This window comes from Methanobacterium sp. (genome assembly GCA_030017655.1).
In the GTDB taxonomy this organism is placed as follows: domain Archaea; phylum Methanobacteriota; class Methanobacteria; order Methanobacteriales; family Methanobacteriaceae; genus Methanobacterium_D.
Genome location: JASEIM010000003.1, coordinates 102315 through 127521 on the forward strand (window position 1 = coordinate 102315; position 25207 = coordinate 127521).

A 25207-nucleotide genomic window follows, 5' to 3' on the forward strand; every position below is an offset into this window, starting at 1 on the left:
GTTTAAGATAAACTTTGAAATCATTTTTAAACAAATTTATTTATTTTTAACATTTATTTCTAATTATAATTATTATTCTAACCTATATTTATTTCATTATATTTCATTAATTAAATAAAAATATTATAATATTCAAAAAATAGTGTTGTTAAAATGAATAAAAAAGGAAATATTACCAAAAAAAGACATCTTGAAATGATGCTTCAAAATATACCTCCTCATGAAGATCCAAAAGTTCATTTAGAGCAATATACAACTCCGGCAAGCATAGCATCTGATATTCTCTGGAATGCACATGCTTTAAATGATATAAATGGTAAGATAGTCGCTGATCTCGGCTGTGGAACAGGTATATTTGCAATTGGAGCAGCATTACTCGGAGCAGAGAAAGTAATAGGTTTAGATATAGATAATGAGGTAATAAAAACTGCAAAAACCTATGCATCTAAAATGGGTGTTGATGAAACAACAGAATTTATGAGTGGAGACATTCAGAGCTTTAATCTGAGAGCAGACACCGTAATTCAAAATCCTCCCTTTGGAGCTCAAAAAGCCGGAACAAAAAATGCGGATAGATTATTCATGAAAAAAGCTGTTGAAACCGCTCCAGTTATATATTCGCTCCATATGGGTGAAACTGAAGAATTTGTTTATAAATATTTTAAATCACTAAATGGTAACATAACTCACAAGTTTTATTATACCTTTTACATACCTCACATTTATCATTTTCATCAAAAAGAAAAGATAAATATTGATGTTGTGGTATTAAGAGTTGAAGCAGATGAATAAGAGTGATTAATTAATTATATGGATGATTAGTATATGAAATCAAATCTTTATTTATATTCCATAACCAAAAAATATTATAAACAATTAGATCATAAATATTTAAGATATATTTAAAAGGTAAAATTAGGGAAATTTTATCTTCTGTATTTATATACTACTTTAACCAAATCTAAAAAAGTTATACACAATATATATAAGAAGATAAAAACAGATAATGGAAAATGGCATTAAGACATTTATCCATTTTTATACCTGCCTCAATAATTGCTGAGACCAAGGATTTAAGAATAAAAACTTACAAGGTAGGGCTTATTGGTAGATCTGCAGCTATCTTCAAAGCTGACAAGATCGTCATTTATAACGATAATTCAGATGAGAAAGAGGTAAAGTTTATTAGTGATGTTCTCACTTATATGAATACACCTCAATACCTTAGAAAAAAGGTATTTCCCATCTCAAAGGAATTAAAAAACGTTGGAATTCTTCCACCACTCAGAACTCCCCACCATCCTACAGGTGAACCTGCTGTGGGGGATTACAGACAGGGATTTACTTTAAAAAGGACAAAGAAAGGTACAATAGTTGATATTGGAGCGGATAGACCCGCGCTTTGTCGTGAAAAACTCAGCATAAATAAGGTATTTAGCTTTCGAATTGTAAAGCTTTCAAAAAAAGATATATTAATAGAACCAGATAAACCCGATTTTTACTGGGGTTATGAGGTTTTATCTACTTATAAGGACTTGTATGAAAGCGTTTTGGAAGTAAAACCAGATATTGTTATTGGTACTTCCAGATATGCACAGCCCATCACTTCTATTTTAGATGAAGTAAAGCGCAAGATAAAAGATGCCAGACATCTGGCTATTTTGTTTGGTGGTCCTTATTCAGGCTTGCATGAACTTATTCAGGGCCGAAAAAACATAATAGATCTTGAAGTCAATACAGTCCCATCACAAGGAACTAAGACTATAAGGACTGAAGAGGCGGTTTTAATAACTTTATCTGCATTTAATCTATTTTTAGATGCAGAGTAACTCGGAAAATTGAAAGAATTGTGAAGTAAGGAGGTATATTAAAAATGACTAGACATCACCAACCACGAAAAGGATCAGTTGCATTTAGCCCTCGAAAGAGAGCTTCCAAACAATCCCCCAGGATCAAGTCCTGGCCAACTTCCGAAGAAACGGGTTTGTTGGGATTTGCAGGATATAAAGTGGGAATGACTCATGTAATAATGACAGACAACAGAAAAAACTCACCAACAGAAGGAATGGATATTTCAACTCCTGTGACTATATTGGAAGTTCCCCCTGTTGTTGTAATGGGTATAAGAGCTTACAAAAAAACCACTCGCGGACTTAAAACCATGATGGATGTCATGGCAAGTGAATTGAGTGAAGACCTATGGCGGAAAATACCTCTGCCAGAAAAATATGATACTGATTCTAATTTAAATAAATTAAAAGAAAATATTGAAAATATTGATGATATAAGAGTTTTATTACATACCAACCCTAAAATGACCAGTGTACCTAAAAAGAAACCTGAAATAATTGAATGCGGCGTTGGTGGATCTACAGTCGAAGAAAAACTTGAGTATGCTGCAAGTATTCTTGGAACAGAAATAAATGCAGCGGATGTTTTTTCTGATGGAGAACATGTTGATTCTATAGCAATTACCAAGGGTAAAGGATTCCAGGGACCAGTTAAAAGGTGGGGAGTCAGAATACAATATGGAAAAGCAGCAAGAAGTAGTAAAGGAAGGCATGTTGGTTCTTTAGGTCCATGGTCACCGGAAAGAACAATGTGGACTGTTCCACAAGCTGGTCAGATGGGATATCATAAAAGAACTGAATATAATAAAAAAATTCTTAAAATAGGCGATGCATCTGAAGCAGACGCTGTTAATCCCGACGGTGGATTTGTTAAATATGGTCTTGTGAAAAACAACTATATTATAGTTAAAGGATCACTTCCAGGTCCTTCAAAAAGACTTGTAATATTAAGAAAAGCAATGAGACCTCACAGAAAGCATAACGATGCACCTGTAATATCATTTATCTCAACTGCCTCAAAACAGGGAGTCTGAGTCATATTTGGAATTAATTAAAGAGGGATATTAGATGAAAAAAATCAAAGTTTATTCATTAGAAGGCGAAGTCATTGATGAAATCAAGCTGCCTGATATTTTCAACGAAGAATTCAGACCAGATATCATTAAAAGAGCAGTAATTTCCTCACAAACAGCAAGAATTCAACCATGGGGGACAGATCCTATGGCTGGAAAAAGAACAACTGCAGAATCTTATGGTTCCGGCCGTGGTGCAGCAATGGTACCTCGTGTAAAGGGAAGCAGACACCCTGCAGGTTCAAAGGCAGCTTTTGTGCCCCAAGCTGTAGGTGGTAGGAGAGCACATCCACCAAGGGCTCAGAAAGTTTATCATGAAAAAATAAACAGGAAAGAAAGAAGATTGGCAATAAGATCAGCTATTGCTGCAACTACAAACAGAGAACTGGTAGAAAACAGAGGTCATAAAATCGAAAACGTACCTCAGGTTCCATTTGTAGTTGACGATGAATTTGCAAAAATCAAAAGCACCAAAGAAACAAGAGAAATATTCAAAAAACTTGGAATAATGGATGATATTGTCAGAGCAAAAACAGGTAAGAAAATAAGAGCTGGAAAAGGTAAAATGAGGGGCCGAAAATACAAAGTACCAAAAGGACCACTCATAGTTGTTGGGGAAGATAAGGGAATAAGCTTAGGTGCTAGAAATCATCCTGGTGTTGATATAGTATCCGTTGAAAACCTGAACACAGAACTTTTAGCTCCAGGTACACATCCCGGAAGGTTTACAATATATACCCGATCTGCAATTGAAAGGTTAGGTGAATTATTCCAATAATAAAGAGGACGTGTAAAAATGGATCCTTATGCAATAATAATAAAACCACACTTAACAGAAAAAAGCATGAATGCAATTGATCAAAATAATGAACTTACTTTCACCGTACTGCGAACTGCAAAAAAATCTGAGATTAAAAGTGCATTTGAAGACCTTTACGCTGTAAAAGTTGAAAGAGTTAACACTCAGATTACTTCAAAGGGTGAGAAAGTAGCTTACATTAAACTTGCAGCTGAACACAGCGCAGAGGATATAGCAGTTAAAATGGGTGTATTCTAATACTCATCGCTGCAATTAGATTAATATCCGCAAATACCTTTTAAGGTCATGTATGGAGGAATATAAATGGGAAAACGTTTAAAATCACAAAGAAGAGGGAGAGGAACTCCCACTTACAAGAGTGCATCGCACCGTTTTAAAGGAAAGATCGAATACAGATCATATGATAATATAGAAAAAGAAGGCAGTTTAAAAGGAAAAGTTGCCGATATAATTCATGATCCTGGACGTACTGCGCCAGTAGCATTAATTAAATTTGAAAATGGTGAAGATTTACTTGTATTAGCACCTGAAAGCATACAGATAAATGATGAAATAGAATTTGGAGCTTCAGCACCAATAAAAGCTGGAAATGCATTACCACTTGCCCAGATTCCAGAAGGTACACCATTATATAATCTTGAAAAAAATCCAGGAGATGGCGGAAAATTCGTTAAATCTTCAGGTACTTACGCTTCTTTAATAACCCATGATGTAGGAAAGGCAATTGTAGAATTGCCTTCAGGAGAATTGAAAGCATTTAACCCTGCCTGCAGGGCAACAATAGGAGTTGTTGCTGGAGGAGGAAGAAAGGAAAAACCATTCCTTAAAGCAGGAAATAGATTCTACGCTTTAAACGCGAAGGGTAAAAAGAATGTTAGTGTTAGAGGAGTGGCAATGAATGCAGTAGATCACCCACACGGTGGAGGAAACAGACAGCATCCAGGAAGGCCAACCACAGTATCAAGGCATGCACCACCAGGAAGAAAAGTTGGGTCAATTGCTGCAAAAAGAACAGGGAAAAGAAGATAAGGAGGCGACTAATTGGCAAGAAAAGTATTTAAATATCGCGGTTATACCTTAGAAGAATTACAACAAATGCCTTTGGATAATGTTATACAACTGTTTCCATCAAGGCAGAGAAGATCCCTAAAAAAGGGATTTCTTCCAAGACAGAAAAAGGTACTTGAAAAAATTAGAAAACTGAAAAAAGAAGGGAAAAAAGGCGGAAGACCTCAAATAATTAAAACCCATTGCAGGGATATGATTGTACTTCCAGAAATGATTGGATTAACCTTTGGAATTTACAATGGAAAAGAATTCACCGAAGTTACAATGCAGCCAGAAATGATTGGATGCTACTTTGGAGAATTTGCACCTACAAGAAAACGAGTAGAACACGGAGATCCCGGAATGGGTGCTACAAGGTCATCTATGTTCGTACCTCTTAAATAAGGAGAGAATACAATGGCAAAGATTAAATACGCTTTTACAGACGGCGATAAAACTAAAACAGCAAAGGCTCTTGGAAGATCTCTTAAGATCTCTCCAAAACATGCTATTGAGATATGTAATAAAATAAGGGGAATGAAGGTAGAAAACGCCAAAAATTACCTTGAAGACGTAATTGAAATGAAAAAAGCAGTTCCATTCAAAAAGCATAACAAAAAAGTAGGCCACAGGAGAGGACTGGAAGGATGGCCAACTGGAAGATATCCAGTTAAAGCTGCAGCTCAGATCCTTAACGTGCTTAATAACGCTGAAGCAAACGCTGAATACAAAGGACTTGATTCAGAAAATCTCAGGATAATGCATATATCCAGCCATAAGGGATATGTAATACGCGGATGGACTCCAAGAGCATTTGGAAGAGCAAGCCCATTTAACACACCAACCACCCACATACAGATAGTCCTAGGGGAGGCATAGATTTACATGATTGAAAAAGATTTTGTCACAGAAGGTCTTAAAAGAACAAGAATTGATGAATACCTTGAAAACGAGCTTGAAAGAGCAGGTTACGGTGGAATGGAAATTCAATTAACTCCTTTAGGTACAATGATTGTTGTTTACGCTGAACGTCCTGGAATGGTTATAGGAAGAGGTGGAAAAACCGTCCGAAACATAACCCAAACCTTAAAAACTAACTATGGCTTGGAAAACCCACAGGTAGAAGTTAAAGAAGTGGACGTCCCTGAACTTAACCCTAAAATAATGGCCCATAAAATTGCAGCTATGCTGCAGCGTGGCATGCACTTCAGAAGAGTAGCATACACAGCACTAAGGAGAATAATGGGCGCCGGTGCACAGGGTGTAGAAGTAACAATTTCTGGTAAAATAAGAGGTGCAAGATCAGCAACTGCCAAATTCAATGATGGTTACATAAAAAAATGTGGTGAACCATCCACAAGATTCGTTAAAGAAGGATTTGCAACAGTACAACTGAAACCAGGAGTTTTAGGGATATATGTTAGAATCATGCCTCCAGGAATGATTTTACCGGATAAAGTTGATATATTAAAGGCTGCAGTGGAAGAGCCAGCAGTTGATACAATTATGGACACCCTTGAAACAGAGGAAGCTGAAGAACCTCAAGCAGAGGAGATTGAAGATACAGAACTCAGCGAAATAGAAGTTGAGGAAGAACCAGCAGAAGATTCCATTACCGAAGCTGAAGAAGAAACAGCTGAAGAACCATCAGAAGCTACAGAAGAAGACAAAGAAGAAACACTTGAAGAGTCAGAAGAAACAGAAGACGAAGAAACAACCGAAGAGCCAGAGAATACAGAAGAAGCTGAAAACAAGAAAGAAAATTCAAAAGAAGCAAGTGAAGAGTCAGAAAAGCCAGAATAGAAATACTGGATATACATAAATATAAAAAGGATGGAATAACATGGTAATATTAAGGAGCAAAGAAATACGTGAAATGGAAATCGAGGACATCCAGAAGAAACTGGATGAACTAAAAGCGGAATATGCAAAAAATATTTCAAAAAGTTCTGCATCAGGGATTAACGAAAACCCTGGAAAAATCAAGGAACTTAAAAGAACAATTGCACGTGTCCTTACCATAATGAACGAAAAAAAGCAGGAGAAATGAAAATAGATGAAAGTCTGTGAGATATGTGGTCTTCCAGAAGAACTTTGCGTCTGTGAGGAAATAGCCCGAGAAATTCAAAAAGTTAAAGTATACACAGTAAGAAGAAGATTCGGAAAACTTATGACCATCGTAGAAGGTATTGATGAGCACGATATTGATATAAGGGAATTAACAAAGGAACTCAAGGCAAAATGTGCCTGTGGAGGAACTGCCAAAAAGGGTCAAATTGAACTTCAAGGGGATCATAAACGAAAGGTCAAACAGGTCCTGGCTAATATGGGCTTTTCTTCAGATACAATTGAAATAAGGTAATTTTGCAGAAATTAGAGATTAATCACAGGTATTCAGTATAGATATATCCATCTCCATTCGAGATTAATAGATCACTAATACCAGTAATATGACTTTCAAACGTTACTAAGAATGATAACTCCAAACAATATTTTTCGTCATGAGTTAGTGGGGCTTCATGTTAAAGTTGCAGACAGTACTCATGAGGGATTAATTGGAATAGAAGGAAAAGTTGTTGATGAAACAAAAAACACTATCTTAATTGAGCAGAAGGATAAAACTGAAAAAATGATCCCTAAGAGGGTTGCAACTTTTCATTTTAATTTGCCTGACGGCAGAATTGTTGAAATAGAGGGTAAAATTATAATTGCTCGCCCTGAAGATAGGATAAAAAAGAAATTCAGGAAATTTTGGTGATAACATGATAGGTATCGACGTTCAAGAACCTAAAGAAAAATGTAATGATCCTAACTGCCCATTTCATGGGACTCTTCCAGTAAGAGGCCAGATTTTAGAAGGCATAGTTACAAGCAATAAGGCAGATAGGACTATTACAGTAGAAAGAAGTTTTTACAAGTTTATACGAAAATATGAGAGATATGAAAAGAGAAAATCTAAAATAAATGTACATAAGCCTGATTGTATTGATGTAAATCTTGGAGATGCAGTTAAAATTGCAGAATGCAGACCATTAAGTAAAACAAAACATTTTGTGCTTGTAGAGGTTAAAGGAGATAAATAAGATGAAAGCTATCAGTTCAAATGTTACCAGAGTTTTACCAATAGGCGCAAGACTACAGTGTATCGATAACACTGGTGCAAGGGAAGTTGAAATTGTGTCTGTTAAAGGATACAAGGGTGTAAGAAGAAGACTTGCAACTGCCGGCGTAGGCGATATGATTATAATAACCGTTAAAAAAGGGACTGTAGACATGAGAAAAGAAGTCATGACTGCAGTAGTTGTAAGACAGAAAAAAGAATTCAAAAGGGCAGACGGCTTAAGAGTTAAATTTGAAGACAATGCAGCGGTTATAGTAAGCCCTGAGGGTACATTAAAGGGTTCTGAGATAAGAGGCCCTGTTGCAAAGGAAGCAGCTGAAAGATGGCCCAGTATTGGAAGTGCTGCAAGCGTAATTGTGTAATTTGTTAAAGATTTTTATGGTGATTAATATGTCAAAACAACCAAGAAAACAAAGGAAATTCCTTCACAACGCACCTTTACACGTACGCCGTAAATTTATGAGTGTTATGCTGAGCAAAGAACTCAGAGAACAATATGGGAAAAGATCCATTCCTGTAAGGAAAGGAGACACTGTACAAGTAATGCGCGGCGATTTTAAAGATCACGAAGGTAAAGTGGAAAAAGTAGACCTTAAAAATTACAAGGTCATGGTTGAAGGAGCTTCAGTACAAAAACCAGACGGAAATCCGGTTTACCATTCAATACATCCATCCAAACTCATGATAGTAGAGCTGGATCTGGATGATGATGAGAGAAATGAAATAATGGAGAGGAAGGGATAATATGGCAATAATGGGATCTAGAAAACATCTCAAGCGTTATAAAGCGCCTAAGCACTGGCCAATCCATCCAAAAGAGAATAAGTGGACTGTAAAACCAAATGCAGGTCCTCATGCTATAGAAGAATCATTACCATTAATGCTTATAGTTCGTGACATTCTTGGCGTTGCAGATAACTCCAGAGAAGCAAAAAGAATTATAAACAATGGAGATATTCTTGTTGATGGAAGAATCAGGAAGGACTACAAATATCCTGTTGGATTCATGGACGTAATAGAAATACCAAAAACAGAAAGCGTCTACAGAGTTCTACCAGATGAAAAAGGTAGATTAATACTTCATCCGATAACTGCAGAGAACAAGGAATTCAAGCTCTGTAAAATTACAGATAAAACCACAGTAAAAGGTGGAAAAACTCAACTTAATCTTCATGACGGAAGAAATTGTCTGGTAGAAAAAGATGAATACAAAGTTGGAGATGTGGTTATCCTTAAAGTTCCAGAACAGAAAATTAATGAAGTAATAAAATTCGAAAACGGCACAATTGGCCTTATTACTGGTGGAAAACACATTGGTGAAATTGGTAGAATTAAAGAAATTAATATAACAAAATCTTCAATGCCAAACACTGTTGAAATGGAAACAGAAGATAAAAAGATATTCCTTACCTTAAAAGATTATGTTTTTGTAATTGGTAAAGAAAAACCAGCAATCACACTTCCAGGAGGTAAATAAATGAACCCTATGGAAGAAGTAAAAATAGCCAAGGCAACCATTAATATAGGTGTTGGTGAAGCTGGAGAAAGGCTTGCAAGAGCTGAAAAGTTAATTGAAAGCATTACAGGCCAGCAGCCAGTACGTACTTATTCTAAAGTCACAAATCCTGAATTCGGTATTAGAAAAGGACAACCCATAGCATGTAAAGTTACCTTAAGGGGAGAAAAAGCTGATAAAGCTATTAAAATGATACTTGACGGTATTGAAAACAGACTTAAAGAAAAACAATTCGATGCTCAGGGTAATGTTTCATTTGGAATCGAAGAACATATAGATATTCCTGGAATGCGTTATGACCCGGATATTGGTATATTTGGGATGAATATATCCATAACATTTGAAAAACCAGGTTACAGGATAAAAAGAAGGAAAATCCAGAGGAAAAAAATTCATAATAAACATAAAATAACTCCAGAGGAGACTATGGAGTTTATGAAAAATAATTTCCAGGTAAAGATTAGGGGATTAAAGGAAACAGATGATTCCGAATATTAATGAAAAGTTTTTATAGGTGATATATTTGCCAAGAAAATATGGAAAAGCATCAAGAAAATGTAGAAGATGCGGCGATCATTCTGCACTGGTTAGAAGATACGGGCTTATGTTATGTAGACAATGCTTCAGAGAACTCGCACACAAAATAGGATTTAGAAAATACAATTAAGAGGTGTTATTCGTGCTTATGGATCCTCTAGCAAACGCACTCACAAATATGAGAAACAATGAAATGCAGGGAAACAAGAGATGTAAAATTGTACCTGCATCCAAAATGATAGGGCGCGTTTTAAGAACAATGCAAAAAGAAGGTTACATCGGTGAATTTGAATTTGTCGATGATAACAAGGCCGGACAGTTCATAGTAGAACTTGAAGGTAATATTAACAAATGCGGTGTTATAAAGCCAAGACACGCAGTAAAAAGAGATGAATTTGAAAAATTTGAAAAGAGATATTTACCATCTAAAGCCTTTGGAATTATGATACTCACCACACCTGAAGGTATCATGACCCATAAAGAGGCAAAGGATAAAGGAATAGGCGGTAGACTCTTAGCGTATATATATTAAACTTAAAGGTGATGAAAATCAAAGGTTTTCTGAACCGTAAAAATCAAAACTTGCAAAACTAAAGTTTTGCGTCCCAAAAAATCTAAGCCAACAAAAACCTTGTTTTTGTGGCGTGAAAATCAAAGATTTTCACAGACTTTTTGAGGAATTTTTACAGGTGATAAAATGGCTCAAGCAGTAGTCCTTAGAGAGGAAATAGAAATTCCAGAGGGGATAAATGTCAATTTAGATGACGGAGTAACTGTTAAAGGATCAAAGGGTCAGCTCAACAGGAAGTTTAACTATCCTAATGTTATCATAAAAAAAGAAGATGATAAATTGGTATTAGAGAGCAATTTTCCTAAAAAAAGAGATAAAGCAATGCTCGGAACCATAAAATCCCATATAAATAACATGATTATAGGATTAACAGATGGTTTTACCTATAATATGAAAATAGTTTATGCTCACTTCCCAATGACTGTTAAAGCTGCCGGGAATAAAGTTACAATAGAAAATTTCCTTGGTGAAAGGTATCCCAGAACTGCAAAGATTGTAGGGGATGCTAAAGTCCAGGTAAAGGGCGATGAAGTGATTGTTACAGGAATTAACAAAGAAGATGTTGGACAGACAATGGCCAATTTGGAACAGGCCACTAAAATAAAGGGAAGAGATCCAAGGGTATTCCAGGATGGAATATACTTTGTAAGTAGGGAATAAGGCGGTGGCAGGATGAAAAAACCAAATTTTAAAAGACAGGAATGGTTCAGATACAAAAAACTTGGAGAAAAATGGAGAAAGCCAAAGGGAAAGACAAGCAAAACAAGAAGATACGAAAAAGGAAAACCTGCGATGCCTTCTATTGGTTATGGTTCTCCAAGAGCTACAAGAGGACTTCATCCTTCAGGATATAAAGACGTGCTTGTAAGTAATATTGCTGAACTTGAAAACCTTGATCCAGCTACACAAGCAGGTAGAATCAGTGCTACAGTTGGAAAAAGAAAAAAAGAAGTCATGCTTGAAAAAGCGAAAGAATTAGGAATTAAAATTCTTAACAAAGGGATTTAAGTATTCAATGCAGGGTACTTAAAGTCAGTTTATCTGACAAAATTTGCAATTGCATTAAAATTTTAAAAACCTGAAACAGGTTTTTGGATCGACCTTTGAAAAATTAAGCAAAGAATGTTTTTAAGTGAAGGTCGTAGGAGGTTTCTTCATGAATCTTACTACTCAAAGGAGATTGGCTGCAGATATTCTGAAAGTCGGGGAAAACAGGATATGGATAGATCCTGAAAGGGCTGAGGAAGTATCAAGAGCCATAACTCGAGAAAGTGTTAAACAACTTATAAATAATAAAGCAATAAAAGCAAAGCCACAAAAAGGAATAAGCAGCTACAGATCAAAGAAAATAGCTGCACAGAAAAAGAAAGGCAGAAGAAAAGGCCATGGTAGTACAAAAGGAGCTAAAGGAGCTAGAAATCCAAAGAAAAAAGCATGGATGACTACTATAAGGGCTTTAAGAACAGATCTAAAAGACATGAGAGATAATAGGGAAATTAATAAGACTACCTACAGGAAACTCTATAAAATGGCTAAAGGTGGCGCATTTAGAAGTAAATCCTATATGAAAACCTATGCCAGGGATCATGGTCTGCTTAGGTAAAAGGAGGAATATAATTGGCACACGGATCAAGATACAAGGTAGCATTTAGAAGAAGAAGAGAAGGAAAAACAGATTATGGGGCGAGATTTAAGCTCATTGAATTGGATAAAGCTCGAATGGTGGCAAGAATAACAAATAATCATATAATAGCTCAAATTATAAAGGTAGCTCCAGAAGGAGATCAAACCATTATTTCAGCACATTCTAATGAACTTAATAAAACAGGATGGCTTGGATCCACAAAAAATATTTCTGCAGCATATCTTACCGGATTTTTATGCGGTAAGAAAGCTCTGGAGGAAGGTATTGAGGAAGCTGTTTTAGACATTGGTTTAAAATCTCCAACCAAAGGCACAAAGATCTTTGCAGTACTGAAAGGAGCTGTAGACGCTGGTCTTAATATTCCGCACGGTGAAGTAGTTTTACCTGATGAAGAGAGGATAAGGGGAGAACATATAGCACAATATGCTGAGTCTTTAAGTGAAGATGAAGTCAAAAAGAAATTTTCAAAATATATCCAGAATGGATTATCCCCAAAGGATCTCCCGGACCATTTTGATAAAATTAAACAAAAAATTAGTGAAGAGGGATCATAATGAATTTTAATATGGAAGAATGGGAACCTAAAACCAATCTGGGACACATGGTCAAGGAAGGTACAATAACCGATATTGACGAAATATTTGAAAAAGGTCTTCCTATCATGGAACTTGAAATAGTTGATGCTCTACTGCCTGATTTAGAAGAAGAAGTAATGGACGTTAACCTCGTTCAGAGAATGCATAAATCCGGTAGAAAAGTAAATTTCAGAGTTATCGTTGCAGTTGGAAATAAAAATGGGTACGTAGGGCTTGGTCAAGGTAAAGCAAAAGAGGTTGGCCCGGCTATAAGAAAAGCAGTAGATAATGCTAAATTTAATGTAATAAAAGTTAGAAGAGGCTGTGGTGACTGGGGATGTGTATGTGGAAGAGAACATACAGTACCATTTAAGATATCTGGTAAAAGCGGTAGTGTAAGAGTTACTTTAATCCCTGCACCTGGTGGAGTTGGTCTTGCAATAGGTGATGTTGGAAAAACCATACTAAAACTTGCAGGAATAGATGATGTATGGTCCCAGACAATGGGTCAAACTCAGACAACAATCAATTTTGCAGGGGCAGTTTTCGATGCCCTGAAACATTTAAGCATGGTTAAAGCAAACAAATCCGATCTCAAAAATCTTGGAGTAGCAGGGTGATGATCATGATTGCAGCAATAAGAGTAAGAGGTAGAACAGGGATCAAAAAAGAAATTGCAGATACCCTGGATATGTTAAAACTTACCAGAATTAACCACGCAGTTTTAATTGAAGAAAATCCAAGTTACAATGGAATGCTTCAAAAAGCTAAAGATTACATAACATGGGGCGAAGTGGATGAAGAAACAGTAGCCCAGTTAATATCTAAAAGAGGAAAATTAACAGGTAACCTTAGAGTTACAGAAGATTATATAAAAGAGAATACAGATTTTTCCTCAGTAGAAGAACTTTCAAAGGCAGTAGTAGAATCTGGCGCTAAACTGGAAGATAGCGGAATAAAACCAGTATTCAGACTTCATCCTCCAAGAAAAGGGTATGAAAATATTAAAAAAACATTTAAAGAATCTGGAAGTTTAGGCTACAGAGGAGATAAGATAGGAGATCTCATTAAAAAGATGATCTAAACTCATCACCTTTAAAAGGTGGAGGTGTATTACGATGATAAGAAGGACACGAAAAATAAGGAAGTTACGAGGCTCACGAACTGTTGGTGGTGGAAGCTCTAAAAAACGAAGAGGAGCTGGTCACAGAGGTGGAAGAGGAAATGCCGGTCTCCATAAAAGTAAATGGACATGGGTTGTAAAATACGATCCTGACCACTTCGGAAAATACGGTTTTAAAAGGCCACAGGGAAGTATTTTAAAATTTAATACTGTAAATATTGATTATTTAGATGAAAAATCAGAAGAACTGGTAGAGCAGGGTCTTGCTCAAAAGAAAGACAAAGCCATCGAAATAGATGTTACTGATCTTGGCTACAATAAAGTACTTGGAAAAGGTAAAGTAACTAAACCATTAATTATAAAATCACCTAAATTCTCCAGTTTAGCAATACAAAAGATTGAAGAAGCTGGTGGAGAAATAATAAATCTTTAACTGTAATATGGGGCAGGGAGTGAAGTTCATTGCTTGAAAAATTACAACCAATTTTTTCATTAATTCCTCAGGTCAAATCACCTGTACACAGATTGCCTTTTAAGGAAAAACTTAAATGGACAGCAGTTATATTAGTTCTGTATTTTTTCTTAACTAACATCACCCTTTATGGGTTAAGTCCAACTGCTGTTGACCAGTTTGCACAGTTAAGGGCAGTTCTGGCAGGTAACTTTGGTTCAATCATCACCCTTGGTATAGGGCCAATAGTTTCAGCATCTATTATACTTCAACTTTTAGTTGGAGGAAATATTTTGAAGCTGGATCTATCGAGACATGAGGATAAAGCTTTATTCCAGGGAACCCAAAAACTCCTTGCCGTGGTATTCACCTTATTTGAAGCGGCAGTACTTGTGTACACAGGTGCACTTGCCGCTTTACCTGGAGCTCGGGAAATTGTTATAGTTCAGGTAACTCTTGGTGGAATTCTCATTATCTTCCTTGATGAAGTTATATCTAAATGGGGATTTGGAAGCGGTGTAGGTCTTTTCATAGTTGCGGGGGTTGCTCAAGCTATAATTGTTGGAGCATTTAACTTCCTTTCATCACCAGCATCTCCCGGAGTACCTGCAGGGGCAATTCCTCAATTTATATATCTTTTAACAACAGGATCGCCTGATTTCAGCATACTTATTCCAGTAATAGCTACAATTATTGTTTTCCTTATTGTGGTATATGCAGAAAGTATGCGGGTTGAAATACCTCTTTCATACGGAGGAGTTAAAGGAGCAAGAGGAAAATATCCATTAAGATTTATATATGCCAGTAACATGCCAGTTATCCTCACAAGCGCACTGCTATTGAATGTACAGTTATTCGCTACATTATTCCAGAGATTAGGGTTTCCAATCCTTGGAACTATCTCTAATGGCCAGGCAATAAGTGGAATTGCATATTACCTTACACCACCAGCAAGTCTGAGCATAATTCTCACAGATCCATTGAAGGTATTGATTTATGGTATCGTATTCATATTATCATGTGTACTCTTCGCATGGCTCTGGGTAGAGTTAAGTGGAATAGGCCCTAAAAAAGTTGCTGGAGATCTTCACCGGATGGGAATGCAGATTCCAGGATTTAGAAGCAGTAAAGCTCAATTTGAGAAGATACTTAAGAGGTACATTCCAATTATAACTATTCTTGGAGGGGCGTTTGTAGGTCTTCTGGCCTTTGGTGCAGATCTTACAGGTGCATTAGGAGGAGGAACAGGTGTCCTTTTAACAGTAGGTATAGTATACAGACTTTACGAAGAAATAGCTCAGGAACAATTAATGGACATGCATCCAATGCTCAGAAAGTTTTTAGGTGATTAAATAGAGGTTTAGAGGGATAATATGAAAGTGGTTGTAATTGCAGGAATTCCAGGATCAGGTAGTACAACAGTATTGAATAAGGCACTTGAAAGTCTTGATTATGTGAACGTGAATTATGGAGATGCAATGATTAAAATTGCCCAGGAAGAGGGCATTGTAGAAGATAGAGATTCTTTGAGAAAACTTTCTCCAGATGTTCAAAAAGAAATTCAAAAAAATGCTGCAAAAAGTATAAGAGAGATGTCACAAGTAAATAATATAATTGTAGATACTCATTGTACAATTAAAACACCTGCTGGTTTTTTACCTGGACTTCCAAAATGGGTATTAGATGAACTCGAGCCAGATATGTTCATATTAATTGAAGCAGACGGCGAAGAAATCTTGATGAGAAGATTGAGTGATGAAACAAGGACAAGAGACATGGAAAAGCTGAGTGATATAGAACTTCATCAAGAAATGAATCGCGCTGTATCTATGGCTTACGCCGCACTTACAGGTGCCACAGTAAAAATCATTAAAAATCATGACAACCGACTTGAAGAGCCAGTAGAGGAAATGATTAATACTTTAAAATAAAATTCTAAAAGTTAAATTTCAAGATAAAGAGGAAAAAAATGGTATTCGAATCAATATTGGGTGGAATATTTGGGGCGTTGGATGGCCTATTTAATCCATTTATTCAATCAATAGGTCCAATGCTTTCTATAACAATAATAGCAATCATAATAGCCTTTGCAATCACTGTTGCAAATAAATATCTTATTGATCAGGATAGGCTCCAATATCTCCAGAAAGAAATGAAGGATTATCAGCAGGAGATGATGCAGGCTAGAAAATCAAATGATCCAAAAGCACTGGCCAAAATACAGGAAAAACAGGCAGAATTCATGGAAATTCAAAAGGAAATGATGACCAATTCATTCAAGCCAATGATAGTGACATTCATTCCTATACTTCTTGTATTCTGGTGGATATCAGCTAATTCATTTTTAAGCCAGTTAGTAGTAAAATTACCAGCATTAGCTTACTATCTGCTTTTAGTTCCTCTGTTCCATCTGATTTATGCTCCAGCACCAGGAGCTCCTGAAATGTCCATCACATGGTTAGGATGGTACATATTATGTTCATTCGCATTTTCATTAATATTCCGGAAGTTACTGGGAGTTAAAACCGGAGGAGCGTAGATTCGTAAATATTCAATTTCATGGACTCAATAAGCGTTAAAAACTATATTAAAACGCTCATCATCATGGACATTGATTTGTGATGATTATAATAATGATTTATTGGTATAGATAAAATCATTTAAAATGAGCGTAAAAAATTAGGAGAGATTAATATGCCTCAATTAAGATACAGATCTAGATCATACAGAAGAATATTCAAAAAAACCCCTGGAGGAAAAACAGTATTACGCTACAAGAAGAAAAAGCCAAGCAAGCATGTTTGCGCTGAATGCGGCAAACTCCTTCATGGAGTTCCAAGGGGAAGACCATATCAGATAAGAAAACTTTCAAAGTCTAAAAAAAGACCAAACAGGCCTTATGGTGGATATCTTTGCCACGAATGCGCTCGAAAAATGTTTAAGATCGAGGCAAGGGAAGGATGATTATAACTATCAGTGGATTGGCTGGAAGTGGAACAACTACAGCATCTAAAATCCTTTCAGAAAAAATGAATGTTCCATACATCTCAGCAGGTGACATATTTCGTCAGATGGCTGCAGAAAAAAATATGGATATTCTGGAATTTAGTAAATTCGCTGAAGAAAATGAAGACATTGACATTGAAATAGATAAAAGACAAGCAGAAATAGCTAAAGAAAAAGAAAACTTAATTGTAGAAGGAAGGTTATCTGCTCATTTTGTAGATGCAGACCTTAAAATATGGTTTATAGCTCCATTAGATACCCGTACACAACGGATAAGTCAAAGAGAGAATAAGCCATATGAAACAGTTAAAGAAGAAATAATTACAAGAAGTAAAAGCGAAGCAAAGCGATATCATGAAATTCATGATATTGACATTGAAAATATGGAAGTTTATGACTTGATCATAAACACCGGGAATTTTGATCCGGAAAGCATCGCTAGTATCATATTAAAAGTAATAGAGGTGATTTCATGCCAGCAATAGAAGTAGGAAGAGTATGTGTTAAGATTGCAGGAAGAGAAGCAGGCGAAAAATGTGTTATAGTTGAAGTTATTGATGATAAATTTGTTGAAGTTGTAGGAACAAACATTAAAAACAGAAGATGTAATATTAGGCATTTAGAGCCAGTTGATCAAACTATTGAAATTAAATCAGATAATATAGAAGATATTAAAAAAGAACTTGAATCTGCAGCTTAAAAAATAGCAGAATGTCAGGTTTTCTAATGGCAGATTTACTCATAAAAGCTGAAGGTGAAACAGATCCAAACTATGGGCATTTTCCAGAGAAAAGACCAATAGAAGATCATATACACCGGGGAATTATAAACCTCGATAAACCTTCAGGACCAACATCCCATGAAGTTGATTCATGGGTAAAAAGAATACTTAGTGTGGAAAAAACAGGTCATGGAGGAACTTTAGACCCTAAAGTCACCGGAGTTTTACCCGTAGGCATAGACCATGCTACAAGAGTCATTCAAATGCTTTTAGGTGCAGATAAAGAGTATGTATGTCTCATGAGACTGCACGAAGAGATTTCAGAGAAAAAAATTCGGAACATACTGAAGGAATTTCAGGGAAAAATCTTCCAGACACCACCACTTAAATCTGCTGTTAAAAGAGAACTGAGAGTTAGAAATATTTATTACGCTAATATCCTTGAAATAGACGGTCAGGATGTTTTATTCAAAATAGGATGTGAAGGTGGAACTTACATACGAAAATACTGTCATGATGTAGGTGAAGCCCTTGGAATAGGCGCTCACATGGCAGAACTTAGAAGAACAAAAGCAGGACCTTTCAGTGAAGATGAAACACTGATTACACTTCAGGATCTAACCGATGCATATCACATATGGAAGGAAGAAGGAGATGAATCTCTCCTTAGAAAATCTATACTTCCAATGGAAAGCGCAGTTGGACATTTACCTAAAATATTCATAAGAGATTCAGCTGTTGATGCAATCTGTCATGGTGCAGACCTTGCATCTGGCGGAGTCATTAAAATCGAAGAAGGTATTAAAAAAGGAGACACTGTAGCTGTTATGACCCTTAAAGGCGAACTTGTTGCAGCAGGTGAAAGCCTGAAAACCTCTTCAGAAATATATAAATCAAATAAAGGTATATTAATAGACATAAAAAAAGTTTTTATGGAGCCAGATACATACCCAAGGATGTGGAAGTAAAAACTACTATTTAAACCAGCTTCTGCAGGGTCTGGATTTATATTTTCAATATTTGATTATCATATTTGAAATATAATGGATTACCATAAGCTTTTAAGTGTTTAAAGACATAAATTTTATGTCTATTAATTAGACTTAAATTTAAAACAATGTATTAATCGTATGCCGGGATGGTCAAGCTCAACTGCTCAAAAATTCTTTGAATTTTTGGCACCCAGAAAACTAAGTTTTCTAGGGCTTTTAGAAAAAAGTTGATTAAAAGGTTAAAAAATGCCTCTGCCCATCTCAAAAAAAATAATCGTATGCCGGGATAGTCTAGCTTGGTAAGGCGCAAGACTGGAAATCTTGTGGAGCGTGGCTCCGCCTGGGTTCAAATCCCAGTCCCGGCGCTCAAAAAATTGAAAATTTTTTGGCGCCTTGAAATCTTCGATTTCAAGAGCACTCCACCCTTTTCAAAAAAGCCGTCAAAAATCGTAGATTTTGGGGCTATGCAAAATCTTCGATTTTGCAGCCCGAAAAACAATGTTGCTGCGGAAATAAGCGAGCATTTTTGATCCAAGATGTATCTTTGTATTCACCCGTCCAAATAAACTGAATACAGAAATACTGCACAAATAAAATTCAATCGTACAAATCAACAAACTAAAATAATGAAATAAAGGCATTTCGTATTTACTGGAGTTGAGAAAAATACAGAGTATTTTTCGAACCCAAAAATGTCATTTTTGGAGGAATAAAAAATGGAAGAAGACTTTAAGCATATGGTCCGTATTGCCAGAAAAGATATAAATGGTAATAAAACCATTGAAAATGCTCTTGCTGACGTTAAAGGTGTAGGAAAAGCATTAGCAAGGTCAATAGGCATAGTTATGGATCTTGATTTAAATCAAAAGATTGGATATCTCTCTGACAATGAAGTAGAAAAAATTGAAGAAGTTATAAGAGATCCTAAAAGTAATAATGTCCCTGACTGGATGTTAAACAGACGTAATGATTACGAAACAGGTGAAACAGTTCACTTAATTGAATCAGATCTTATGATGACATTAAGAGATGATTTAAACAGAATGAAAAAGACCAGAAGCTATAAAGGGAGAAGACATGAAGTTGGACTTCCAGTAAGAGGTCAAAGAACAAAATCTACCTTCAGAAAAGGATCATCTGTTGGTGTTAGAAGGAGAAGAGGAAGATAATTTATTTAGAAAGGAGTTATTAATATGGGACATCCAAGAAAATCCAGAAAAAAATACGATACACCATCTCATCCATGGAATGCTGCCAGAATAAAAGAAGAAAACAGACTGGCTCAGAAATACGGTCTTAAAAGCAAAAAAGAGATCTGGAAAGCTGAAACCATGGTTAAAAGGTACAGAAGAGATGCAAGACATCTTTTAGGAATGGTAACTGAGCAGACAATTAGAGAAAGACAAGATCTCATAAATCACCTTGTAAAGATGGGTATATTAGGGGAAGAAGCAAAACTTGAAGATGTACTTGATCTAACTGTTGAAGATGTTCTAAGAAGAAGATTACAGACCATGGTACATAAAAAAGGACTTGCAAACACAGCAAAAGAAGCAAGAGTCTTTGTTGTACACGGACACATAGCTTTAAATGAAAAGAAAATTGATTCACCTAGCTATCTTGTTAAAAGAGGCGAAGAAGACTTAATAGGATTTTATCATTCTTCACCAGTAGAAAAACAGTACAAAGAAAGAACAGAAAAGAAAAGTACTGAAGAGGCATAATTAAATTTTTAAGGTGATAATATGGCAGAGAAAGAAAGATGGGGCGTAGCTAACATTTATTCATCATTCAACAACACAATAATAACCATAACTGACATAACCGGAGCAGAAACAATTACCCAGTGGTCTGGTGGAAAAGTGGTAAGGGCAGATAGACAGGAATCATCCCCCTTTGCAGCTATGGAAGCGGCTACAAGAGCAGCAGAAGATGTAAAAGAAAAAGGAATTATAGGATTGCATATTAAAGTAAGAGCCCCTGGTGGAAACGGACCAAGAACTCCAGGACCTGGTGCACAGGCTACAATAAGAGCCCTTGCAAGAGCAGGTATCAGAATTGGAAAAATAGAAGATGTTACTCCAATTCCTCATGATGGTACTGGAAGGCCCGGAGGTAAAAGGGGAAGAAGGGTCTAACATGGAGATAGATATTAAAGAAAAGAACGATAATGAACTTACATTTATCGTCGAAGATGTAGACGTATCCTTTATAAATGCAATAAGGAGAATATGCACAGTTGAAGTTTCAACAATGGCAATAGACACAGTTTCAATATTTAAGAATGATTCAACATTATTTGATGAAGTTTTAGCCCACAGGTTAGGATTAGTACCATTGGAAACAGATTTAGAAGCTTTTGTACTTCCATCCGAATGTGATTGCGATGATGACTGTCCAAGTTGCAGCGCATCATTAATTCTAAAAGAAAAAGGACCTAAAGTGGTCTATTCCGGAGATCTGGTTTCAGCTCATGAAGCTGTAAGGCCAGTATATGATAGCATACCTCTTTTAAAGTTAAAAGAAGGAGAAGAAGTTGAATTAGAGGCAATAGCAAAACTTGGAATCGGATTGGAACATGCAAAATGGCAGCCAACAACAACATGTGCATACAAATACTATCCATTAATTACAATAGATGATAGTTGCGAAGTCTGCATGAAATGTGTAAATGAATGTCCAAAAAACGTTTTAGAATATGATGAATCTGAGAATAAAATCATCATAACAGACATTGAAAATTGTTCTGCATGCAAAACATGCATGAATAACTGTGAACAGGGCGCAATTCATGTTGATGCAGTGGATGATAAATTCATATTTAAAATTGAAACAGACGGATCATTATCTCCTGAAGAAGTCCTAAAAAATGCATGTGATATTCTAAGCCAGAAATCAGAAAAAATTGTGGCATTTTGTAAAGGAGGAGCTAAGAAATGAAATTCACAAAAACAAATCCTAAACTCATTGAGCTTATTGGAACTCTAAAAGAGAAATCATACCAGGAAGAAGTTGCAATATGGAAAGATATTGCAAAAAGGCTTGAAAGATCAACAAGAAGGAAAGCAGAGGTTAATATATCAAAAATAAACAGACATTCATCTCCAGATGAAACTGTTCTGATTCCAGGAAAAATACTGGGAAGCGGTGAACTGGATCATAAAGTCAAAGTAGTGGCTCTTGGCTTTTCAAAAAAAGCTGAGGAAAAAATAGCCGCCGCTGGAGGAGAATGTTTAAATATCTCTGAAATACTCGATGAAAATCCAAAGGGAAATAGAATAAGGATAATTGAGTAATTATTAAAGAAGGTGTTTTTAATGATTATAGATGGAGAAGGACTCGTACTGGGAAGACTTGCAAGTACTGTAAGTAAAAAACTCCTGAATGGCGAGAAAATAGTAGTATTAAATGCCGAAAAGATTGTAATCTCAGGTACAAAAGAATGGGCATACGCAAGATACAAACAAAGGGTTGACAGGGCAAGTATATCAAACCCCAGAAGAATGGGGCCAAAATATCCTCGAAGACCTGACGATATCTTTAGAAGAACTGTAAGGGGGATGTTACCCTACAGAAAAACCACTGGAAGAGAAGCATTTAAAGGGCTTAAAGTTTACGTGGGAGTACCACAAGAATTTGAAGACGCTGAAGTTTTCAAAGTACAGGATGCACAACCTAAAAACATTAAAAAAAGCATAGAACTTGGGGAAGTATCCAGATTACTTGGGGCAAAGTTTGAAGTATAGGTGAAATAATGAAAAAAGTAATTCACACAAGCGGAAAAAGGAAAACTGCAATTGCAAGAGGTAGATTCAGAGAAGGAAAAGGGAGAATCAGAATAAATAAACGCCCTGTAGAACTCTATGGTCCTGAACTTGCAAGACTCAAAATCACAGAACCATTAAAACTTGCTGGGGATATTGTGAATAGTGTAGACATAGATGTAAAAGTTGTTGGCGGAGGCGTAATGGGACAGGCTGAAGCAGCACGTATGGTAATAGCCAAAGGTCTTATACAATGGACAAGTGACATGGATTTAAAGGAAAAATTCATCCAGTACGACAGAACCATGCTTGTAGGAGATCCAAGGAGATCAGAACCTAAAAAGTATGGTGGAAGAGGAGCCAGAGCAAGAAGACAGAAGAGTTACAGATAAACAAAATATAAAGTCTTCCTGTAATTTTCCTTTTAGAGATACAGAAAGATTATTTAATAAAATAATTTATTTCCTTTTTGCAGGAAATAAATTAGCTTTAAAAAAAATGAAAGATGATAAAACATGATTCCTGTAAGATGTATAAGCTGTGGTAAAGTTATATCCGCCTATTTTGATGAATACACCAAAAGGGTGGAAGATGGGGAAAACCCAAAAGAAGTCCTTGACGATCTTGGACTAAATAAATATTGTTGTAGAAGAATGTTAATAGCTCATGTTGAGGCTTGGTAAGGGGCTGTAGGGTAGCTTGGTCCATCCTCTCAGCCATTGAAAGAAGTATTCAGTGCAGGACGCTTGTCTCTACTCAATATTTTTTCAACTGAATCGGGGATGGTCACACCGGAACGCTGGAGACCCGAGTTCAAATCTCGGCAGCCCCATTTCGATAAATATATTTTATGATTCAATTATGAATCATTTTTTAGGAGAAGATGTTATGTCATCTAAACTTACAAGATTTGAGAAAGCAAGGATTATTGGTGCAAGAGCTCTTCAATTATCAATGGGAGCAAAACCAAAAATAGAAGTAACGGAAGCGCTTGATCCAATAGATATTGCAACTTTAGAACTAAAAAAAGGTTTAATTCCTCTTGATATTAGAAAATAACCATTTTTTTTCCAAAAGAGGTGTTTTTGTGGATAGTATTATTGAAGACGTCCGTGTTAGAAAAATTTTAGATAGCAGGGGAAACCCTACAGTAGAAGTAGATGTATTAACCTGGAATGGGTTTGGAAGAGCCGCAGCACCGAGTGGTGCAAGTACAGGGATACGAGAAGTTACGGCATTTCCAGAAGGCGGTGTTGACAAAATAATAAGTGAAGTTGAAGATATAATTTCATCCGAACTTATTGGTATGGATGCCGAAGATTTAAATGATATAGATGCGGTTTTAAAGGAAATAGATGGTACTGATAATCTATCTTCTTTAGGCGGTAACACAATAGTCGCTGTTTCAATGGCAACTGCAAAAGCAGCCGCTGCATCATACAATATGCCGTTATACAAATTCCTTGGAGGAAATATGAAAAATGAGATTCCATACCCTCTGGGAAATATGATAAACGGTGGAGCTCACGCCGGTAAAAACGCACCAGATATACAGGAATTTTTAATCCTTCCAGTAGGTGCACAAAATGTTAAAGAAGCGGTATTTGCAAATTCCAGTGTTCACAAAAAGATTGGAGAATTTATAAAGGCCAAGGACAGCACCTTCACCGGTGGAAAAGGAGATGAAGGCGGATGGGCACCGAATCTCACCAACGAGGATGCACTTGAAATTCAGGCAAGGGCATGTGAAGAAGTAAGCGATGAAACTGGAGTTAGAATAAGACCATGCCTTGACATGGCTGCAAGTGAAATGTGGGATGGCTCAAAGTATGTTTATGCAAAAGAGGGCGTTGAAAGAGACACCGGTGAACAGATAGATTTTGTTGAAGAAATTATTGACACTTATAACATGTTCTTTATGGAAGATCCAATTCGTGAAGGTGATTTCGAAGGATTTGCAGATTTAACTAGAAAAGTTGGAAATAAGTGTCTTATTTGTGGTGATGATATCTTTGTAACAAATGCTGAAATTCTTCAAGAGGGAATCAATGCAGGGGCTGCAAATTCAATTATAATAAAACCAAATCAAATTGGAACTCTTACTGATACTTATGAAACAGTAAAGCTTGCAAAAGCTAATGGATATGTTCCTGTTGTATCACACAGGTCAGGAGAAACAACAGACGATACCATAGCTCATTTAGCAGTGGCTTTCTCAAGCCCTATTATTAAAACAGGTGCTTTAGGTGGAGAAAGAATAGCAAAGTTAAATGAACTTATCAGAATAGAAGAAGAAATGATAAATCCAAAAATGGGAGATATCTAAAAATAATAATCTAAATACGGTGAAATAAATGGTTAAAATAACAATTGACTATGATAAATGTGACGGTGC

The 25207-nt window shown here is 36.1% G+C and carries 42 protein-coding genes, 2 tRNA genes and 1 pseudogene; all 45 read left to right on the forward strand.

The window, feature by feature from the left end; all coding sequences use genetic code 11:
• The first annotated feature begins 153 nt into the window (after positions 1-153).
• The 45 genes and pseudogenes from QMD61_02610 (at position 154) to eno (ending at position 25138) form a co-directional block, all read left to right on the forward strand.
• Entirely contained in the window at positions 154-792 is a 639-nt protein-coding gene (locus QMD61_02610) for an METTL5 family protein (protein MDI6723521.1), read from the forward strand.
• 221 nt (positions 793-1013) lie between these two features.
• On the forward strand, positions 1014-1829 hold the full coding sequence (locus tag QMD61_02615) for a putative RNA uridine N3 methyltransferase (GenBank protein ID MDI6723522.1): 816 nt from the start codon (positions 1014-1016) through the stop codon (positions 1827-1829).
• A 44-nt stretch (positions 1830-1873) separates the two neighbouring features.
• Positions 1874-2884, forward strand: a complete 1011-nt coding sequence (gene rpl3p, locus QMD61_02620; protein ID MDI6723523.1) for a 50S ribosomal protein L3 — start codon at positions 1874-1876, stop codon at positions 2882-2884.
• A gap of 34 nt (positions 2885-2918) precedes the next feature.
• Positions 2919-3701 (forward strand): 50S ribosomal protein L4, encoded by a 783-nt coding sequence (gene rpl4p / locus QMD61_02625; protein MDI6723524.1) that lies wholly within the window; start codon positions 2919-2921, stop codon positions 3699-3701.
• Positions 3702-3719: 18 nt separating this feature from the next.
• On the forward strand, positions 3720-3980 hold the full coding sequence (locus QMD61_02630) for a 50S ribosomal protein L23 (protein ID MDI6723525.1): 261 nt from the start codon (positions 3720-3722) through the stop codon (positions 3978-3980).
• A gap of 66 nt (positions 3981-4046) precedes the next feature.
• On the forward strand, positions 4047-4772 hold the full coding sequence (locus QMD61_02635) for a 50S ribosomal protein L2 (protein MDI6723526.1): 726 nt from the start codon (positions 4047-4049) through the stop codon (positions 4770-4772).
• 12 nt (positions 4773-4784) lie between these two features.
• On the forward strand, positions 4785-5195 hold the full coding sequence (gene rpsS, locus QMD61_02640) for a 30S ribosomal protein S19 (protein ID MDI6723527.1): 411 nt from the start codon (positions 4785-4787) through the stop codon (positions 5193-5195).
• Between the two features lie 12 nt (positions 5196-5207).
• On the forward strand, positions 5208-5669 hold the full coding sequence (rplV, locus tag QMD61_02645) for a 50S ribosomal protein L22 (GenBank protein MDI6723528.1): 462 nt from the start codon (positions 5208-5210) through the stop codon (positions 5667-5669).
• Between the two features lie 6 nt (positions 5670-5675).
• Positions 5676-6425 (forward strand): annotated as a pseudogene (locus tag QMD61_02650) (30S ribosomal protein S3).
• Between the two features lie 208 nt (positions 6426-6633).
• Entirely contained in the window at positions 6634-6840 is a 207-nt protein-coding gene (gene rpmC / locus QMD61_02655) for a 50S ribosomal protein L29 (GenBank protein ID MDI6723529.1), read from the forward strand.
• Between the two features lie 6 nt (positions 6841-6846).
• Positions 6847-7152 carry a stress response translation initiation inhibitor YciH gene (gene yciH / locus QMD61_02660; GenBank protein ID MDI6723530.1) on the forward strand — a complete coding sequence of 102 codons (306 nt, stop codon included), beginning with the start codon at positions 6847-6849 and terminating at the stop codon, positions 7150-7152.
• A 111-nt stretch (positions 7153-7263) separates the two neighbouring features.
• Positions 7264-7548, forward strand: a complete 285-nt coding sequence (locus QMD61_02665) for a ribonuclease P protein component 1 (protein ID MDI6723531.1) — start codon at positions 7264-7266, stop codon at positions 7546-7548.
• Positions 7549-7552: 4 nt separating this feature from the next.
• A complete protein-coding gene (locus QMD61_02670; protein ID MDI6723532.1) occupies positions 7553-7873 on the forward strand; it encodes a 30S ribosomal protein S17 in 321 nt (106 codons plus the stop codon).
• A gap of 1 nt (position 7874) precedes the next feature.
• Entirely contained in the window at positions 7875-8273 is a 399-nt protein-coding gene (locus tag QMD61_02675; protein ID MDI6723533.1) for a 50S ribosomal protein L14, read from the forward strand.
• Positions 8274-8301: 28 nt separating this feature from the next.
• A complete protein-coding gene (gene rplX / locus QMD61_02680) occupies positions 8302-8655 on the forward strand; it encodes a 50S ribosomal protein L24 (protein MDI6723534.1) in 354 nt (117 codons plus the stop codon).
• A gap of 1 nt (position 8656) precedes the next feature.
• Positions 8657-9388 carry a 30S ribosomal protein S4e gene (locus QMD61_02685; protein MDI6723535.1) on the forward strand — a complete coding sequence of 244 codons (732 nt, stop codon included), beginning with the start codon at positions 8657-8659 and terminating at the stop codon, positions 9386-9388.
• Entirely contained in the window at positions 9389-9925 is a 537-nt protein-coding gene (locus QMD61_02690) for a 50S ribosomal protein L5 (protein ID MDI6723536.1), read from the forward strand.
• A 16-nt stretch (positions 9926-9941) separates the two neighbouring features.
• On the forward strand, positions 9942-10094 hold the full coding sequence (locus QMD61_02695) for a 30S ribosomal protein S14 (protein ID MDI6723537.1): 153 nt from the start codon (positions 9942-9944) through the stop codon (positions 10092-10094).
• Between the two features lie 18 nt (positions 10095-10112).
• Complete coding sequence (locus tag QMD61_02700) at positions 10113-10496, forward strand: 30S ribosomal protein S8 (protein ID MDI6723538.1); 384 nt, start codon at positions 10113-10115, stop codon at positions 10494-10496.
• Positions 10497-10661: 165 nt separating this feature from the next.
• Positions 10662-11195 (forward strand): 50S ribosomal protein L6, encoded by a 534-nt coding sequence (locus QMD61_02705; GenBank protein MDI6723539.1) that lies wholly within the window; start codon positions 10662-10664, stop codon positions 11193-11195.
• A gap of 12 nt (positions 11196-11207) precedes the next feature.
• Positions 11208-11543, forward strand: a complete 336-nt coding sequence (locus QMD61_02710; GenBank protein MDI6723540.1) for a 50S ribosomal protein L32e — start codon at positions 11208-11210, stop codon at positions 11541-11543.
• A 148-nt stretch (positions 11544-11691) separates the two neighbouring features.
• Positions 11692-12138 (forward strand): 50S ribosomal protein L19e, encoded by a 447-nt coding sequence (locus QMD61_02715; GenBank protein MDI6723541.1) that lies wholly within the window; start codon positions 11692-11694, stop codon positions 12136-12138.
• Positions 12139-12152: 14 nt separating this feature from the next.
• Positions 12153-12734 (forward strand): 50S ribosomal protein L18, encoded by a 582-nt coding sequence (locus tag QMD61_02720; protein MDI6723542.1) that lies wholly within the window; start codon positions 12153-12155, stop codon positions 12732-12734.
• Positions 12734-13375 (forward strand): 30S ribosomal protein S5, encoded by a 642-nt coding sequence (gene rpsE, locus QMD61_02725; GenBank protein ID MDI6723543.1) that lies wholly within the window; start codon positions 12734-12736, stop codon positions 13373-13375. Before QMD61_02720 ends, rpsE begins: the two co-directional genes overlap by 1 nt.
• Positions 13376-13380: 5 nt before the next feature.
• Positions 13381-13839, forward strand: coding sequence for a 50S ribosomal protein L30 (gene rpmD, locus QMD61_02730; protein MDI6723544.1), 459 nt, complete (start codon positions 13381-13383; stop codon positions 13837-13839).
• 34 nt (positions 13840-13873) lie between these two features.
• Positions 13874-14311, forward strand: coding sequence for an uL15 family ribosomal protein (locus tag QMD61_02735; protein MDI6723545.1), 438 nt, complete (start codon positions 13874-13876; stop codon positions 14309-14311).
• A gap of 29 nt (positions 14312-14340) precedes the next feature.
• Positions 14341-15681, forward strand: a complete 1341-nt coding sequence (secY, locus tag QMD61_02740) for a preprotein translocase subunit SecY (protein MDI6723546.1) — start codon at positions 14341-14343, stop codon at positions 15679-15681.
• Between the two features lie 21 nt (positions 15682-15702).
• Positions 15703-16260, forward strand: a complete 558-nt coding sequence (locus tag QMD61_02745) for an adenylate kinase (protein MDI6723547.1) — start codon at positions 15703-15705, stop codon at positions 16258-16260.
• Between the two features lie 38 nt (positions 16261-16298).
• Positions 16299-16868 carry an EMC3/TMCO1 family protein gene (locus QMD61_02750; GenBank protein MDI6723548.1) on the forward strand — a complete coding sequence of 190 codons (570 nt, stop codon included), beginning with the start codon at positions 16299-16301 and terminating at the stop codon, positions 16866-16868.
• A 155-nt stretch (positions 16869-17023) separates the two neighbouring features.
• Entirely contained in the window at positions 17024-17293 is a 270-nt protein-coding gene (locus QMD61_02755; GenBank protein MDI6723549.1) for a 50S ribosomal protein L34e, read from the forward strand.
• Entirely contained in the window at positions 17290-17820 is a 531-nt protein-coding gene (locus QMD61_02760; GenBank protein ID MDI6723550.1) for an AAA family ATPase, read from the forward strand. Before QMD61_02755 ends, QMD61_02760 begins: the two co-directional genes overlap by 4 nt.
• Entirely contained in the window at positions 17808-18035 is a 228-nt protein-coding gene (locus tag QMD61_02765; GenBank protein MDI6723551.1) for a 50S ribosomal protein L14e, read from the forward strand. Before QMD61_02760 ends, QMD61_02765 begins: the two co-directional genes overlap by 13 nt.
• Before the next feature lie 26 nt (positions 18036-18061).
• Positions 18062-19024, forward strand: a complete 963-nt coding sequence (locus tag QMD61_02770; protein ID MDI6723552.1) for an RNA-guided pseudouridylation complex pseudouridine synthase subunit Cbf5 — start codon at positions 18062-18064, stop codon at positions 19022-19024.
• Between the two features lie 304 nt (positions 19025-19328).
• A tRNA-Ser gene (locus tag QMD61_02775) sits at positions 19329-19413 on the forward strand.
• A gap of 351 nt (positions 19414-19764) precedes the next feature.
• Positions 19765-20217, forward strand: coding sequence for a 30S ribosomal protein S13 (locus tag QMD61_02780; GenBank protein MDI6723553.1), 453 nt, complete (start codon positions 19765-19767; stop codon positions 20215-20217).
• A gap of 24 nt (positions 20218-20241) precedes the next feature.
• A complete protein-coding gene (locus QMD61_02785; protein ID MDI6723554.1) occupies positions 20242-20772 on the forward strand; it encodes a 30S ribosomal protein S4 in 531 nt (176 codons plus the stop codon).
• Between the two features lie 21 nt (positions 20773-20793).
• Entirely contained in the window at positions 20794-21186 is a 393-nt protein-coding gene (locus QMD61_02790; GenBank protein MDI6723555.1) for a 30S ribosomal protein S11, read from the forward strand.
• A gap of 1 nt (position 21187) precedes the next feature.
• A complete protein-coding gene (locus QMD61_02795; protein ID MDI6723556.1) occupies positions 21188-21988 on the forward strand; it encodes a DNA-directed RNA polymerase subunit D in 801 nt (266 codons plus the stop codon).
• On the forward strand, positions 21985-22344 hold the full coding sequence (locus QMD61_02800) for a 50S ribosomal protein L18e (protein MDI6723557.1): 360 nt from the start codon (positions 21985-21987) through the stop codon (positions 22342-22344). Before QMD61_02795 ends, QMD61_02800 begins: the two co-directional genes overlap by 4 nt.
• A 21-nt stretch (positions 22345-22365) precedes the next feature.
• A complete protein-coding gene (locus tag QMD61_02805) occupies positions 22366-22794 on the forward strand; it encodes a 50S ribosomal protein L13 (protein MDI6723558.1) in 429 nt (142 codons plus the stop codon).
• A gap of 8 nt (positions 22795-22802) precedes the next feature.
• Positions 22803-23204: a 30S ribosomal protein S9 gene (locus QMD61_02810; protein MDI6723559.1), complete on the forward strand. Its 402-nt coding sequence runs from the start codon at positions 22803-22805 to the stop codon at positions 23202-23204.
• 123 nt (positions 23205-23327) lie between these two features.
• Positions 23328-23495, forward strand: coding sequence for a DNA-directed RNA polymerase subunit N (locus tag QMD61_02815; GenBank protein ID MDI6723560.1), 168 nt, complete (start codon positions 23328-23330; stop codon positions 23493-23495).
• Positions 23496-23644, forward strand: a tRNA-Gln gene (locus QMD61_02820).
• Positions 23645-23700: 56 nt separating this feature from the next.
• Positions 23701-23871, forward strand: a complete 171-nt coding sequence (locus QMD61_02825; GenBank protein ID MDI6723561.1) for a DNA-directed RNA polymerase subunit K — start codon at positions 23701-23703, stop codon at positions 23869-23871.
• 28 nt (positions 23872-23899) lie between these two features.
• Complete coding sequence (eno, locus tag QMD61_02830) at positions 23900-25138, forward strand: phosphopyruvate hydratase (GenBank protein ID MDI6723562.1); 1239 nt, start codon at positions 23900-23902, stop codon at positions 25136-25138.
• Positions 25139-25207 lie beyond the last annotated feature (69 nt).

Coding starts and splice junctions, on each gene's coding strand:
- QMD61_02610 (MDI6723521.1), top strand. CDS start 154: ATGAATAAAAAAGGAAATATTACCAAAAAAAGACATCTTGAAATGATG.
- QMD61_02615 (MDI6723522.1), top strand. CDS start 1,014: ATGGCATTAAGACATTTATCCATTTTTATACCTGCCTCAATAATTGCT.
- rpl3p (MDI6723523.1), top strand. CDS start 1,874: ATGACTAGACATCACCAACCACGAAAAGGATCAGTTGCATTTAGCCCT.
- rpl4p (MDI6723524.1), top strand. CDS start 2,919: ATGAAAAAAATCAAAGTTTATTCATTAGAAGGCGAAGTCATTGATGAA.
- QMD61_02630 (MDI6723525.1), top strand. CDS start 3,720: ATGGATCCTTATGCAATAATAATAAAACCACACTTAACAGAAAAAAGC.
- QMD61_02635 (MDI6723526.1), top strand. CDS start 4,047: ATGGGAAAACGTTTAAAATCACAAAGAAGAGGGAGAGGAACTCCCACT.
- rplV (MDI6723528.1), top strand. CDS start 5,208: ATGGCAAAGATTAAATACGCTTTTACAGACGGCGATAAAACTAAAACA.
- rpmC (MDI6723529.1), top strand. CDS start 6,634: ATGGTAATATTAAGGAGCAAAGAAATACGTGAAATGGAAATCGAGGAC.
- yciH (MDI6723530.1), top strand. CDS start 6,847: ATGAAAGTCTGTGAGATATGTGGTCTTCCAGAAGAACTTTGCGTCTGT.
- QMD61_02665 (MDI6723531.1), top strand. CDS start 7,264: ATGATAACTCCAAACAATATTTTTCGTCATGAGTTAGTGGGGCTTCAT.
- QMD61_02670 (MDI6723532.1), top strand. CDS start 7,553: ATGATAGGTATCGACGTTCAAGAACCTAAAGAAAAATGTAATGATCCT.
- QMD61_02675 (MDI6723533.1), top strand. CDS start 7,875: ATGAAAGCTATCAGTTCAAATGTTACCAGAGTTTTACCAATAGGCGCA.
- rplX (MDI6723534.1), top strand. CDS start 8,302: ATGTCAAAACAACCAAGAAAACAAAGGAAATTCCTTCACAACGCACCT.
- QMD61_02685 (MDI6723535.1), top strand. CDS start 8,657: ATGGCAATAATGGGATCTAGAAAACATCTCAAGCGTTATAAAGCGCCT.
- QMD61_02690 (MDI6723536.1), top strand. CDS start 9,389: ATGAACCCTATGGAAGAAGTAAAAATAGCCAAGGCAACCATTAATATA.
- QMD61_02700 (MDI6723538.1), top strand. CDS start 10,113: ATGGATCCTCTAGCAAACGCACTCACAAATATGAGAAACAATGAAATG.
- QMD61_02705 (MDI6723539.1), top strand. CDS start 10,662: ATGGCTCAAGCAGTAGTCCTTAGAGAGGAAATAGAAATTCCAGAGGGG.
- QMD61_02710 (MDI6723540.1), top strand. CDS start 11,208: ATGAAAAAACCAAATTTTAAAAGACAGGAATGGTTCAGATACAAAAAA.
- QMD61_02715 (MDI6723541.1), top strand. CDS start 11,692: ATGAATCTTACTACTCAAAGGAGATTGGCTGCAGATATTCTGAAAGTC.
- rpsE (MDI6723543.1), top strand. CDS start 12,734: ATGAATTTTAATATGGAAGAATGGGAACCTAAAACCAATCTGGGACAC.
- rpmD (MDI6723544.1), top strand. CDS start 13,381: ATGATTGCAGCAATAAGAGTAAGAGGTAGAACAGGGATCAAAAAAGAA.
- QMD61_02735 (MDI6723545.1), top strand. CDS start 13,874: ATGATAAGAAGGACACGAAAAATAAGGAAGTTACGAGGCTCACGAACT.
- QMD61_02745 (MDI6723547.1), top strand. CDS start 15,703: ATGAAAGTGGTTGTAATTGCAGGAATTCCAGGATCAGGTAGTACAACA.
- QMD61_02750 (MDI6723548.1), top strand. CDS start 16,299: ATGGTATTCGAATCAATATTGGGTGGAATATTTGGGGCGTTGGATGGC.
- QMD61_02755 (MDI6723549.1), top strand. CDS start 17,024: ATGCCTCAATTAAGATACAGATCTAGATCATACAGAAGAATATTCAAA.
- QMD61_02760 (MDI6723550.1), top strand. CDS start 17,290: ATGATTATAACTATCAGTGGATTGGCTGGAAGTGGAACAACTACAGCA.
- QMD61_02765 (MDI6723551.1), top strand. CDS start 17,808: ATGCCAGCAATAGAAGTAGGAAGAGTATGTGTTAAGATTGCAGGAAGA.
- QMD61_02770 (MDI6723552.1), top strand. CDS start 18,062: ATGGCAGATTTACTCATAAAAGCTGAAGGTGAAACAGATCCAAACTAT.
- QMD61_02780 (MDI6723553.1), top strand. CDS start 19,765: ATGGAAGAAGACTTTAAGCATATGGTCCGTATTGCCAGAAAAGATATA.
- QMD61_02785 (MDI6723554.1), top strand. CDS start 20,242: ATGGGACATCCAAGAAAATCCAGAAAAAAATACGATACACCATCTCAT.
- QMD61_02790 (MDI6723555.1), top strand. CDS start 20,794: ATGGCAGAGAAAGAAAGATGGGGCGTAGCTAACATTTATTCATCATTC.
- QMD61_02795 (MDI6723556.1), top strand. CDS start 21,188: ATGGAGATAGATATTAAAGAAAAGAACGATAATGAACTTACATTTATC.
- QMD61_02800 (MDI6723557.1), top strand. CDS start 21,985: ATGAAATTCACAAAAACAAATCCTAAACTCATTGAGCTTATTGGAACT.
- QMD61_02805 (MDI6723558.1), top strand. CDS start 22,366: ATGATTATAGATGGAGAAGGACTCGTACTGGGAAGACTTGCAAGTACT.
- QMD61_02810 (MDI6723559.1), top strand. CDS start 22,803: ATGAAAAAAGTAATTCACACAAGCGGAAAAAGGAAAACTGCAATTGCA.
- QMD61_02815 (MDI6723560.1), top strand. CDS start 23,328: ATGATTCCTGTAAGATGTATAAGCTGTGGTAAAGTTATATCCGCCTAT.
- QMD61_02825 (MDI6723561.1), top strand. CDS start 23,701: ATGTCATCTAAACTTACAAGATTTGAGAAAGCAAGGATTATTGGTGCA.